We start from the raw sequence: 12,267 nt of genomic DNA on the forward strand, positions 1-12,267 counted from the left end.
ACCCACACCATGACCAACCCCGATACCGTGCAGACGCTGAAGAGCTTCATCGAGAACCCCGCGCCGACGGTGGAGGAGTGCATCGCCGCCTTCACGCCGCTGGCGGTAGGCGAGTACGACGACATCCACATCGCCACCCTGCTCACCGCGGTGAAGGTGCGCGGCGAGACCGCCAACGATCTGCTCGGCGCCGCCCGCGCCTACCTCAAGGCCTCGCGCCCGTTCCCGATCACCGGCGAAGGCATCATGGACACCGCCGGCACGGGTGGCGACGGCAAGAACACCATCAACATCACCACCGCCGCGTCGCTGGTGGCGGCCTCGGATGGCGTGAAGATGGTCAAGCACGGCAACCGCTCCGTCTCCTCAAAGTCCGGTTCGGCGGACGTGCTCGAGGCCATGCACATCCCGCTGGACCTCGACCCGGAGCGCGCGGTGCGCCAATTCGAGAACTCCAACTTCACCTTCCTGTTCGCGCCGGCCTACAACCCGGCCGTCGGCCACGTGCAACCGGTGCGCCGGGGCCTGAAGTTCTCGACCATCTTCAACACCCTGGGACCGATCCTGTCTCCGGCGAACCCGGAGTTCCAGATCATGGGCATCGCCAACCCGGCTCAGGGCGAGATGATCGCCGAGACCTTCCGGAACTTGGGCCGCAAGCGCGCGCTCGTCGTCCACGGTGACGGCTCCGACGAGATCGCCGTCACCGGGCCCACGCAAGTTTGGGAGCTCAACACCGACGGCGAGATCTCGCACTACGTTCTCAACCCCTCCGACTTCGGCGTGGACACCCACACCTTCGAGGACCTAGCCGGCGGCGACGGCGAAGAAAACGCCAAACTGATCTACGCGGTCTTCAACGGCGAGGGCGCGCCCGCGCACCGCGACGCGATCGTCGCCACCGCCGGCGCCATGTTCTATCTCTACGGCCTGGAGGACACGTTCCGGGCCGGCACTGATCGGGCGAAGAAGCTTCTCGATTCCGGTGTCACCGCCGCCTGGCTCAAGAAGCACGAGGAGGCCAACTATGCCGAATAGCTCCGCGCTGCCGACGGTCCTCGAATCCATCGTGGAGGGTCGTCGCGGGCATCTCGACGAGATCCGCGCGCGCATCGCCCACGTGGATCCCCTCGCGCTTTCACCGTCGACCCGCTCGCTCTATGACTCGCTCGGCGGCGGGCAGGGGAGGGGGCTCAACCGCTTCATCATGGAGTGCAAGTCCTCGTCGCCCTCGCTCGGTATGATCCGCGAGCACTACGAGCCGGGCGCCATCGCGCGCGTCTACTCCCGCTACGCCTCGGGCATCTCGGTGCTCTGCGAGCCGGATCGCTTCGGCGGCGACTACGACCACCTGGCCACCGTCGCCGCCTCGACGCACCTGCCGGTGCTGTGCAAGGACTTCATCGTCGACGAGGTGCAGCTGCACGCGGCCCGCTACTTCGGCGCCGACGCCGTGCTGCTCATGCTCTCGGTGGTCGATGACGACGAGTACCTCGCCTTATCCCGCGAGGCCGCGCGTTTGGGTCTCGACGTTCTCACCGAGGCCATCACCGAGGAGGAAGTCTCCCGCGCGTTGCGTCTCGGTGCCCGCATCCTCGGGATCAACCATCGGAATCTTCACGACCTCACCATCGACCTCTCGCGCTCGAAGACTCTAACCCGCTCGATCCCCGACGACGTCGTGGTCGTCTCCGAGTCCGGCATCCGCGACTCCGAAACCGTCCGGCGCTTAAGCGGTCACTCGAACGGCTTCCTTGTCGGCTCGCAGCTGACCAGCCAGCCGGACATCGACCGCGCCGCCCGCGAACTCGTCTTTGGCCTCAACAAGGTCTGCGGGCTCACGTCCTCGTCGGCGGCGCAGGCGGCTCGCGCGCACGGCGCGGTCTACGGCGGCCTCATCTTCGAGGAGGCCTCCCCGCGCAATGTTTCACGTGAAACCGCGCGGCGGATCATCGCGAACGAGCCCGATCTGACGTACGTCGCCGTCTCGCGGCGGACCTCCGGGTGGGACGAGCTTATCGACGACACCATCACCGTCGCCCAGCTCCACGCCCCCTACCAAGGGAGCACCGAGGCCGAGTTGGACTTCATTCGTTCCGTGCGCGCGGAGCTCGGCTCCGAGGTGTCGATCTGGCGGGCCGTGTCGATGACCGCGGAGCACGGACCCGCGCTGGCCGAAGCACTGGTGGAGTCCGGGCTCGTGGACAAGCTCGTCCTCGACTCCGGCGACGGCGGCACGGGAGAAACCTTCGACTGGTCCACCGTGCCGGAGAAGGTAAAGGCGCACTCTTTGCTCGCCGGTGGGCTGGGCCCGGACAACATCGCGGAGGCACTGCGCCTTGGCTGCGCCGGGCTCGATCTCAATTCCGGCGTGGAGTACCCGGCCTCGGCGCAACGTTGGGCCGGGGCGAAGGATGCCGGTTCGCTGCGGCAGGCGTTTCACGTGATCCGAACGTTTTCTTATTGATCTCTCTATCGACCACCACAAGGAATCTTCATGACTCTAAACGACACCCACTCCGGGGACGGGATCGGCGGACGCACGCTGCTTTCGGCGTACTTCGGTGAGTTCGGCGGGCAGTATGTCCCCGAGTCGCTGATCCCGGCCCTCGATCAACTCGAAAAGGCCTTCGTCGACGCGATGAACTCCGAGGAGTTCATGTCCGAGTTCCGCGGCCTGCTACGTGACTTCCTCGGCCGCCCGACTCCGCTGACCGTGGTCCGCAATGCCGTCAGTGGTAACAACGCGCGCATCTTCCTGAAGCGCGAGGACCTCGTGCACGGCGGCGCTCACAAGACGAACCAGGTCATCGGCCAGGCGCTGCTCGCGAAACAGATGGGCAAGAAGCGCATCATCGCCGAGACCGGCGCGGGCCAGCACGGAACCGCGACCGCCCTGGTATGCGCGCTGCTCGGCCTCGAGTGCGTCGTGTACATGGGCGCCAAGGACGTCGCTCGCCAGCAGCCGAATGTCTACCGCATGCGCCTGCACGGCGCCGAGGTGGTCTCCGTCGACGCCGGTTCCGGCACCCTAAAGGACGCGGTGAACGAGGCGCTGCGTGACTGGACCGCCACCTTCCACGATTCGCACTACCTGCTCGGCACCGCCGCCGGCCCGCACCCGTTCCCGACGCTCGTGCGCGAATTCCACCGCGTCATCAGCGAGGAGGCCAAGGCCCAGATGCAGGAGAGGATTGGCGCGCTTCCCGACGTCGTCGTCGCCTCCGTCGGCGGTGGCTCGAACGCCATCGGCATCTTCGCGGACTTCATTGACGACGACCACGTGGAACTCGTCGGCACCGAGCCCGGGGGAGAGGGCGTCGAATCCGGCAAGCACGGCGCCGCCATCGCCGAGGGCCACATCGGCATCCTGCACGGCACCCGTTCCTATCTGATGCGTAACCCCGATGGCCAGGTCACGGAGTCTTACTCGATCTCGGCCGGTCTCGACTACCCGGCCGTCGGCCCGCAGCACGCGCACCTCGCTCAGACGGGCCGCGCACAGTATGTGCCGGTGACCGACCGCGAGGCACTGGCCGCGTTCCAGATCCTTTCTCGCAACGAGGGCATCATCCCTGCGCTCGAGTCTTCGCACGCTTTCGCTTATGCGCTTCGCCGTGCGCGTGAAGCCGAGGCCCGCGGTGAGAAGCTCAACATTCTGGTGTCCCTGTCCGGCCGCGGCGACAAGGACGTCGACCACGTCCGCCGGACGCTCGACGAACATCCCGAATGGGTCCTCAGCGACGCGGACCTTGCCGGCCGCGCCGACGACAAGGTGGAGGGTTAATCCATGACCACACGATACGAAAAGCTCTTTGACGCACTGCGTGAGAAGAACGAAGGCGCGTTCGTGCCGTTTTTGATGCTCAACGATCCGTCTTTCGAGGAGTCCTGGGAGATCGTCAGTGCAGCAATCGAAGGGGGAGCGGACGCCCTGGAGCTGGGCGTGCCCTTCTCGGACCCGATCGCTGACGGCCCCACGATCCAGAAATCCCACATTCGCGCGCTCGACGGTGGGGCTACCGTCGATAAGTCTCTTGAGCTCGTCTCCCGCATCCGCGAGGCACACCCAGACCTGCCGATCGGCATGCTCATTTACTCTAACGTCGCCTATGTCCGCGGCTTGGGTAGCTTCTACCGTGAGTTCAAGGAGGCCGGCGCAGACTCGGTATTGCTTCCCGACGTCCCCGTCCGTGAAGGCCAGCCCTTCTCCGAGGTCGCCGAGAAGGCGGGAATCGATCCGATCTATATCGCGCCGGCGCGCGCGACCGAGCAGCCGCTCGAGGGTGTCGCGGCCCGTTCCAAGGGATATATCTACGCGATCTCACGCGATGGTGTCACGGGAACCGAGCGCGCCTCAGAGACCAAAGGTCTCGATGAGGTCGTTGCCAACATCGGGCGTTTCGACGGCCCGCCCGTGTTGCTCGGCTTCGGCATCTCCACCCCGGAGCACGTTGCCGACGCGGTCGCCGCTGGCGCCGCCGGCGCCATCACCGGCTCTGCGATCACGAAGATCGTTGATCGCTACTGCGAGCACGAGCACCCGAACCCCGGGCACATCACGGACCTCTCGGCTACCAAGGCTGAGGTTCGCGACTTCGTGTCCACGATGAAGGAAGCAACCCGCCGCTAGGGTTAGCGCTTCTACACAGTCGCTCGTCGTTGTTTACGGCGGGCGACTTTTTGTTTCACGTGAAACTGCGATGCTCCGACGACTTTGGACACCGTTAGCGGATTACGCACGTGCGTAGTGACGGCGGAGCGGGTGGCTGCCAACGACGACAACGGTACGGCGGTAGAGTCTTTACGCACCTGCGTTATTTGGACTCACTGCTTCTCGACAAACATCGCCGCAGATGGAGGGATTAGGATGACCCGTTACTTCGCCCCTCTGATCGCAGCAATTCTCGTTCCGATCATCGCGGGTGTAGCTTTTGATCTGGACATACCCACCAAAATCATTGTCGGCGCTATCGCCAGCGTACTCGTCTACCTTACTTATGGATCTTCTGAACGCAGTTCTTCAGATTCCTAGGGTCAAGTCCACGCGAGTGGTGTATCTGCCTTTCGATAAAACAAGCAGCATGACGATCTCAGGGACCGGCACGAGCCCGATGGTGCGACTGGCTCATGCAACCTCCTGAACAATGTCGCCGGCATCGATGTGGTGGGCAGCCATCATGGTCTTCGTCTGCTCCAGGCTCGTCAACGACATGTAGCGCTTCTGCTGGATCCTTCTCATCATGCTGCTTTGCCAACACGGCACCAACCAGGCGGATCACCGCGTCGCGGTTGGGGAAGATCCCCACCACATCGGTGCGCCGGCAGATCTCCCGGTTCAGCCGCTCGGTGGGGTTGTTCGACCACACCTTCGTCCACACCGTCCTCGGCGTGTTCGTAAACGCCAGCAGCTCGTCGAGCGCTTCTTCGAGGTGAGTGCGCGACATGAGGGAACTTCTGCTCACAGAAAGTCACTACGTCCCGGGCCTGATCCCATACAGCCTGGGCATCGGGTTGCTGGAAGATCGTGTGGAACATCGCCGACAAGGTCGGCCATTGGCTTTTGGGCACCACTCCGGAGAGGTTCTTCGCGCAATGCGTGCGACACCGTTGCCAGGACGCGTTCGGCAGCACCTCGCCGATGGCGTGCTGGATACCCAGGTGTGCGTCGCTGGTGACCAGGTACACCTCGTTTAAGCCGCGGGCTTTCAGGTCGCGAAAGAAAGCCGGTCCACGAGGCCACAGACTCGGATGTGGCGACCTGCATGCCCAACAACTCCCGATACCCTTCGGCATGGACGCCGGTGGCCAGCAGCACGGAAGTCTTGACCACCCGTCCGCCTTCACGGACCTTCATCGTCAACGCGTCACAGGAAACATACAGGTAGGGGACGGTATCCAGGGGTCGGGTGCGGAAGTCCTCCACCATCTGATCAAGATCTTTGGCCATCTCTTAAGACCTGAGACTTCGACAGGTTGTTGATCTCCAGGCTGGCGACCAGGTCGTTCATCCTGCGGGTGGAGATACCCTTGAGGTAGCAGGTGGCGATCACGGTGGTCAAGGCCCGTTCGGTGCGGGTGCGCCGTTTAAGCAGCCAGTCCGGGAAGAACGAGCCGGTTCTGAGTTTGGGCACGACGACGTCGACGGTGCCGACTCTGGTGTCGAGGTCGCGGTGGCGGTAGCCGTTTCGGACGTTGGTGCGGTTGTCACTGACGGTGGCGTCCTCGGCGCCGCAGACTTAGTCGGCCTGGGTCGAAAAGGATCTGGTTGATAAACCTTGGAGCATCTCGCGCATTAGGTCCGGGGAGGCTTGGGCCAGTAGTTCGTCGAGGTAGGTAGTCGGGTCGATAGAATGGAAGCCAGCGGCCATCGTGGTGTCCCTTTCGAGGAAGTGTGGTTACGGATTCGAAAGGTACTGCGGTGGCCGCCCACATCTTCCATGGGGTCCTCACCGGCAGCTACAGATACACCACGCTAACGGACGCAACCCCCAACGAACCACACCTGCACCCCAGGCTCCGTTTCACGTGGAACTAATAGCAAGACTGATCAACCCAGATCACGATGAAGCGGCCAGAACCACACCAGAGTTCTCCAGCCCACATCGTGCCACACCCCTATACAAACTCCTTCCGATTCCCTAAGCACGGATCCCAAATCATCCAACGAAAAACCGCCAACGTCCGACAAAAATCCCGACTAAACCTTCAACATACTGGGAACCGATTGACACAATAGGTTCCTGAGCGAAACATACTTGCGCGCCCTGGGAATGCCCGGAGACTGGGATGGCGTCGAGAAAGCTATTGACGGTCAGCGCAGAAGACTCATCGAAAACTACGCCATCTACCGCGACGTTTCCGTCTACCTAGACAAATCAGGCTACTGTTGTGGTCGCCTCGATACTCATGACGGGTATGTCGAGGTGATGTTCTCGCTTCAGGCATCCGGGAGCCACAACGTCGCCGTGTGGCAGGTCATGCCCGGAATCGCGGAGGTCAACCTTCTGGACTCTAACGGCGAGTTCCTTACCCGGTTTATCTCCTTTGTCGACGACCCCCACATGTACCCCTGGTATTCCTTAGATGCGATAGGGGAGCCGGCACGGTACAACGAGTACCATATCGGTGCCGTGGCCGTAGACCTCACCGTGTATGACTCCGAGGAAGAATGGGATAAAGCCCAAGAACCGGGGGCCATCAGCCCACCAACCGGACCGCGCTTGGTGTTGAGCCCCTATGCCTTCACTCTGCACGATGGGCGATCAAAGGCTGAGGAAGCAAGCCCTATCGCGATGTTCAAGGCCGTGATCAAAGAGATCGAGGTGGTCACGATTCATCTCACCGGCATCAAGTGGTACAAAGCCATCGCGGACTGCGGATTCGACGTCGCCCTCGCGCTACCGATTCACATTAGCCCGGCGCCGCACCTGGGCAGCGTAGTGGACGGCGAGGCGTTCATGACGGGCACATCGGGCAATTGGGGGCCGCCCGTAGATCAGGACTAAACCAGCACCGACAGCGGGCACACGAAACCTGACTAATCTGCCCTAAGTCCGCCCCACGTTCCACCACGTGACGTAATTACACGCATGTAAGACAGCCCCAGCTTTCCGTCACCTTTACGTCACGCAACCAAGACATGCCGACGAGGCATGCCCATAACCCCTGGGGCATAATAGGGGACATGGATAATCCCCGGTTCTCCTGTTCCCGCCGCACCTTCCTCTTGGGCGCAGCCACCACGGTCGCAGGCGCCGCGCTCGCGGCCTGCGGCACCGAAGCGAGTGAGGAAGTAGCCGCCACCGAAGTCCCCGTCGGCAGCGCAGTATTCGTGGGCAACCTCATTATTGCGCAGCCCAAAGAAGGGGAGTTCCTCGCATATTCGCGTACCTGCCCGCATCAGGGCAACACCATCGACGAGATCAACGGCGACACCGTCACGTGCACCGCCCACAACTCGACCTTCTCGATTGAAGATGGCTCCGTCGTCGACGGCGTCGCCCGGGACCCGCTTCAGGAAGGCACCGCCACCGAAGAAGGCGGCACCGTCACCGCCACCGCTTAGGGCACAAGCACCTAACGCGCGCCGCGGAGATACGAGCCGGGGTAGGGGATAGCCTCGCGCTCCAGACCCAGCTCGTGTCCCGCGCGCAGCGGCCAGTTCGGGTCGCGCAGCGCCTCTCGGCCCAGCAGCACAACATCGGCACGATCCTCCGCGACGATCGCCTCCGCCTGCTCAGGAGTCGTGATCAACCCGGCGGTCGAAACCCGCACCCCCGTGCGCCGCTTGATCTCCTCCGCGAAGCGCACTTGGTAGTTCGGCCCCGTCGGAATCTGGGCTGGGGCGATCCCGCCCGTCGACACGCTAATCATGTCGGCGCCCGCCGTCTCGAGTAGGAGAGCGAGCGTCACCGACTGCTCGAGGTCCCACGCCTCGCGGTCCTCGATCCAGTCCGTCGCGGAGATCCGCACGATCACCGGCACGCCATCGCCGACGGCCGTGCGCACCGCCGTCACCACCAAGCGCAGGAGGCGGGTGCGATTATCGAAGCTGCCGCCCCAGGAATCCTCGCGCTGGTTCGCAATAGGATCCAGGAACTGATGGAGCAGGTAGCCATGCCCGGCGGAGATCTCGACTGCGTCGAATCCCGCCTCCATCGCGCGGACGGCCGCGCGGCCGAACTGGTCGGGAATCTCCCGAATCTCGTCACGATTCAACTCGCGCGGCGCATCCAGCCCCTCGGCCGCAATCGCAGACGGCGCGACCGTCTCCCAGCCGCCGTCTTCACGTGGAACGGTGTCGTTCGCGTACTTCTTCTCGCCGGGACGCTTGGCGACGGAAGAAGCCTTCCTTCCGGCATGAATCAACTGAATCGCCATCTTCGATCCCTGGGAGTGCACGAAGTCGACGATCGGCGCCCAGGCGTCGCGCTGCTCGTCGTTCCAAATCCCCGCGCACTTCGGGGAGATCCGCCCCTCGGGGACCACGCCGGAGGCCTCGGCGGTGATCAGCCCGAACCCGCCGATCGCTCGCGCGCCGTAATGGGCGAAGTGCCACGCTTCGGGAACGCCGTTTTCTTCCATGCAGTGGTATTGGCACATCGGCGCCAGCCAGATGCGGTTGTTCACGTGCAGCTCGCGCAGAGTGATGGGGGAGTGGAGATGCGTCATGCCCCCGAACTTACCTGCCCAAGCGCTTCCGCGCCCCTAAACTGAAGTACCATGCTCGCTCCCTTCAAAAAGCTCGATCCGCTCATCGTCCTGATTGTCCTCGCGGTGATCGTCGCGATCATCGCTCCGGCGCGTGGGTGGTTCGCGGACTGGTTCGCCGTCGCCACGAATCTCGCCATCGCGCTGCTGTTCTTCCTCTACGGCGCGCGCCTGTCTACGCGCGACGCGCTCCAAGGTCTCACCCACTGGAGACTGCACTCGACGATCCTCGCCGCGACGTTCCTCGTGTACCCCCTCATCGGGTTAGCGCTCGGACCGCTACTGACGATGTTTATTACCGACGACCTCTATCGCGGCATCCTCTTTCTCACCCTTGTGCCCTCGACGGTGCAATCCTCGGTTGCGTTTACCTCGATTGCGAAGGGCAACGTGGCGGGGGCGATCGTGGCGGCGTCGGTGTCCTCGCTGGTGGGTGTCGTCACCACGCCGGTGCTCGTCATGCTGTTGATGGGACAAGGCGACGGCATCTCGGTGGACGCTCAGGTCTTCATCGACATCGCGCTGCTTCTGCTGCTGCCGTTTGTGCTCGGCCAGATCTTCCGCCGGTGGGTGAAGGACTTCGCGAAGGCGAAGGGGACGAAGATCGTCGACCGTGGTTCCATCACCATGGTGGTCTACTCCGTGTTTTCCTCCGGCATGGTCAGTGGCGTGTGGTCCGAGGTCGCGGTCTGGGAGATCGTCTTCCTCATCGGCTTCTCCATCGTCTTGGTGCTCGCCATGCTGTGGCTGACGCGCACCGCGTCCCAGGCGCTCGGGTTCTCCACTCGGGATGTGCGCGCCATCGAGTTCTGCGGCTCCAAGAAGTCGCTCGCCACCGGCCTGCCGATGGCCACGGTCATCTTCGGCGGCGCCTCTTTGGGCCTGCTGATCCTCCCGCTCATGATCTACCATCAGGTCCAGCTGATGATCTGCTCCTGGCTCGCCGCCCGCTACGGCAAGCAGGCACAGGACCACTAACCCGCGCGCTTGCTTTCCGCCCGCCCGATCGGAGACGATGTTTCACGTGAAACCGAAGCACTATATTCGCACCGAACTCACCGTCCCCGGCGTGGGCACGGCCATCCACGTCGCCGAGCTCGAAGAGATCGACGCCCAGTCGTGCACCATGCTCCGCATCATTGAGCTCGCCGGCGACGAGACCATCATGGGTGCCGCCGCCGGCGGCGTGACCGAAGGCCAGATCACCGCCCCCAGCGAGGTCGTCCCGCACCCGGATACCTACGCCGACTTCCCGGACATCACGGCCACGCGCCTCGACCCAGAGGAGTTCGAGGGACTCTATTCGGAGGCCGCCGCGAAGTTCCCGCGGCTGCCCTAGACGGGAAAGCGAAACCCTAGAACACCCAGTTCGCCAGGATCACGTACAACACCGTACCGCCCAGGATCGACACCGCGGGGCGGCGCAGCCACAAATGCACACCCACGGTCCCCGCCCCGGCGATCAACGCGGGCGCCAGGCCCGCCACCGAACCGGCGCTGCCTGCCAGGGTGTAAATCACCAGGACCGTCATCACCCCGACGGGCATGGTCACGCCCAAAAAATCCACCAGCGGCGAGGAGCCGAGCGAGCGCCGCACCCCGAAAGGAACCGCGCGAATCAAGACCGTAACAATCGCGATGGGCACGAGCACGGCGGCGACCATGCCCAGATCCACCCCGGCAGGTAAAGAGGACACCTAATCCTCCTTCCTACCCAGCGGGCGCCAGGTGAGCCGCTCGTCGAGACGCGGGAGATGATAGCGCACCAGCAGCACGCCGAAGTAGGCGCAGAGCGCGAAAATGAGGAGCTGGCCGGGCGCAATCGCCGCCGCCAGCAACGCCAGAATCACCGCGCTCACCACCAGCGAGACGTCCCGGTTGTTGTCGAAAGCCTCCAGCGCCAACACGACGAACAACGCGGTCAAAGCGAAATCCAGGCCCTCGAGATCGATCTGGAGCGCGGTGCCGCCGAGGGCACCCAGCATTCCGGGGATGATCCACAACGCCTGGCAGAACGCGGTGATGGTGAGCAGGCGCGCACCGCTGATGCCGCGGCCGTCGGCGCCGAAGCGGCCGGTGATCGCGTAGACCTCATCGGTGAGCGCATACGTTGCATAGGCCTTGCCCACGCGGCTGCGGATGCGGTGGCGCGGGTAGGTCAGGCCGTAGAAGATGTGGCGGAAGTTCACGAGGAACCCGGTCACCAACGCGGAGAGCCATCCGGTGCCGGCGGTGACCAACCCGAGGGCGAGGAACTCCATCGAGCCCGCGTAGATGACGAAGGAGAAGATCGGCGCCCACCACCACGCGAAACCCATCTGCACGACCAGTAGGCCGAAGGCGAGGCCAAGGGGGATCAGGCCCAGACCGACGATCCACGAATCGCGCAGGCCCGCGGCAACCTCCGCGCGCACCGAGCGCGATGAATCTGTCATCAGTTCTCGGTGACTTCGGCGGGATAGGTCGAAAAGAGCGGCAGCGGCATGGGCTGGCGGCGCATGACGTCTCCCCAGAGATCCGCGCGCGCCGGCATGATGACATCGCCCGGCAGGGCGGGCGCGACGTACCAGTCGCCGCGTTCGATCTCGCCATCGAGCTGGCCGGGCGCCCATTCGCAGTAGCCAGCGAAGAGGCGCATGCCGTCGACAAGCTGGGCGACCTCTTCCGGGTCCGAGCGTAAGTCGATGTGCGCCAGGCGGTTGGCCAGCCGGTTGATCTGCGGGTGCTCGTCGAAACGCACGCCCTGGCGGGTGCGGCCGACGCCGACGACGGACTGCTGGTTGACCGGCCCGCCAATGTAGAGCGCCTGCGGCTTCGCCACCGCCGAGATCCAATCCGGCATCACGTTGTACACGGCGAGCTCGCTGCGCTTGGTGAGGTTCACGCCGAACGTCATCTGCTCGTTGTGCTCGATGATGAGGATCACCGAACGAGCAAAGGTATCATCTAACATGCCGGGGGCGGCCACGAGCAGCTGGCCCGGGCCCGGTTCGCCGCGTTCTAAAGCTGTAAACAGACGGTCAGCGTAGTAATTGTGCACAGCGAATCTCACCC

13 protein-coding genes and 1 pseudogene are annotated in these 12,267 nt (G+C 63.9%); 9 read left to right on the forward strand and 5 right to left on the reverse strand.

What is annotated here, in order from left to right; all coding sequences use genetic code 11:
- The first annotated feature begins 9 nt into the window (after positions 1 to 9).
- From trpD to C3B44_RS11695, 5 genes are all read left to right on the forward strand, one after another.
- A complete protein-coding gene (gene trpD / locus C3B44_RS11430; RefSeq protein WP_108432469.1) occupies positions 10 to 1,038 on the forward strand; it encodes an anthranilate phosphoribosyltransferase in 1,029 nt (342 codons plus the stop codon).
- Positions 1,028 to 2,467 (forward strand): bifunctional indole-3-glycerol-phosphate synthase TrpC/phosphoribosylanthranilate isomerase TrpF, encoded by a 1,440-nt coding sequence (gene trpCF / locus C3B44_RS11435; protein ID WP_108432470.1) that lies wholly within the window; start codon positions 1,028 to 1,030, stop codon positions 2,465 to 2,467. The genes trpD and trpCF overlap by 11 nt, the downstream gene beginning before the upstream one ends.
- 30 nt (positions 2,468 to 2,497) lie before the next feature.
- A complete protein-coding gene (gene trpB, locus C3B44_RS11440; protein ID WP_108432471.1) occupies positions 2,498 to 3,787 on the forward strand; it encodes a tryptophan synthase subunit beta in 1,290 nt (429 codons plus the stop codon).
- Positions 3,788 to 3,790: 3 nt separating this feature from the next.
- Complete coding sequence (gene trpA / locus C3B44_RS11445; RefSeq protein ID WP_108432472.1) at positions 3,791 to 4,633, forward strand: tryptophan synthase subunit alpha; 843 nt, start codon at positions 3,791 to 3,793, stop codon at positions 4,631 to 4,633.
- A gap of 237 nt (positions 4,634 to 4,870) precedes the next feature.
- Complete coding sequence (locus tag C3B44_RS11695; RefSeq protein WP_159077387.1) at positions 4,871 to 5,035, forward strand: hypothetical protein; 165 nt, start codon at positions 4,871 to 4,873, stop codon at positions 5,033 to 5,035.
- A 93-nt stretch (positions 5,036 to 5,128) separates the two neighbouring features.
- Here the strand turns inward: C3B44_RS11695 and C3B44_RS11450 are convergent.
- Positions 5,129 to 6,371: pseudogene (locus C3B44_RS11450) on the reverse strand (IS256 family transposase).
- A gap of 402 nt (positions 6,372 to 6,773) precedes the next feature.
- Here C3B44_RS11450 and C3B44_RS11455 point away from each other — a divergent pair.
- Positions 6,774 to 7,508: a hypothetical protein gene (locus C3B44_RS11455; protein WP_108432473.1), complete on the forward strand. Its 735-nt coding sequence runs from the start codon at positions 6,774 to 6,776 to the stop codon at positions 7,506 to 7,508.
- A gap of 179 nt (positions 7,509 to 7,687) precedes the next feature.
- The gene (locus C3B44_RS11460) at positions 7,688 to 8,068 is read left to right on the forward strand and encodes a Rieske (2Fe-2S) protein (RefSeq protein WP_108432474.1); all 381 of its coding nucleotides are present in this window, start codon (positions 7,688 to 7,690) and stop codon (positions 8,066 to 8,068) included.
- Between the two features lie 11 nt (positions 8,069 to 8,079).
- Here C3B44_RS11460 and C3B44_RS11465 read toward each other — a convergent pair whose 3' ends face one another.
- Positions 8,080 to 9,174 (reverse strand): NADH:flavin oxidoreductase/NADH oxidase, encoded by a 1,095-nt coding sequence (locus C3B44_RS11465; RefSeq protein WP_108432475.1) that lies wholly within the window; start codon positions 9,172 to 9,174, stop codon positions 8,080 to 8,082.
- Between the two features lie 51 nt (positions 9,175 to 9,225).
- Here C3B44_RS11465 and C3B44_RS11470 point away from each other — a divergent pair, with 51 nt between their 5' ends.
- A complete protein-coding gene (locus C3B44_RS11470) occupies positions 9,226 to 10,191 on the forward strand; it encodes a bile acid:sodium symporter family protein (protein WP_108432476.1) in 966 nt (321 codons plus the stop codon).
- Positions 10,192 to 10,228: 37 nt separating this feature from the next.
- Positions 10,229 to 10,552 (forward strand): hypothetical protein, encoded by a 324-nt coding sequence (locus C3B44_RS11475; protein WP_108432477.1) that lies wholly within the window; start codon positions 10,229 to 10,231, stop codon positions 10,550 to 10,552.
- A 16-nt stretch (positions 10,553 to 10,568) separates the two neighbouring features.
- On the opposite strand, the gene C3B44_RS11480 is transcribed toward C3B44_RS11475, so the two are convergent.
- From C3B44_RS11480 to C3B44_RS11490, 3 genes are read right to left on the reverse strand one after another with little or no spacing between them, the layout of a single operon-like run.
- Complete coding sequence (locus C3B44_RS11480) at positions 10,569 to 10,877, reverse strand: branched-chain amino acid transporter permease (RefSeq protein ID WP_108432676.1); 309 nt, start codon at positions 10,875 to 10,877, stop codon at positions 10,569 to 10,571.
- A gap of 33 nt (positions 10,878 to 10,910) precedes the next feature.
- Positions 10,911 to 11,648, reverse strand: a complete 738-nt coding sequence (locus tag C3B44_RS11485) for an AzlC family ABC transporter permease (RefSeq protein WP_108432478.1) — start codon at positions 11,646 to 11,648, stop codon at positions 10,911 to 10,913.
- Positions 11,648 to 12,253: a YqgE/AlgH family protein gene (locus C3B44_RS11490; RefSeq protein ID WP_108432479.1), complete on the reverse strand. Its 606-nt coding sequence runs from the start codon at positions 12,251 to 12,253 to the stop codon at positions 11,648 to 11,650. The genes C3B44_RS11485 and C3B44_RS11490 overlap by 1 nt, the downstream gene beginning before the upstream one ends.
- Positions 12,254 to 12,267: the final 14 nt, after the last annotated feature.

This window comes from Corynebacterium yudongzhengii (assembly GCF_003065405.1).
Lineage (GTDB): Bacteria > Actinomycetota > Actinomycetes > Mycobacteriales > Mycobacteriaceae > Corynebacterium > Corynebacterium yudongzhengii.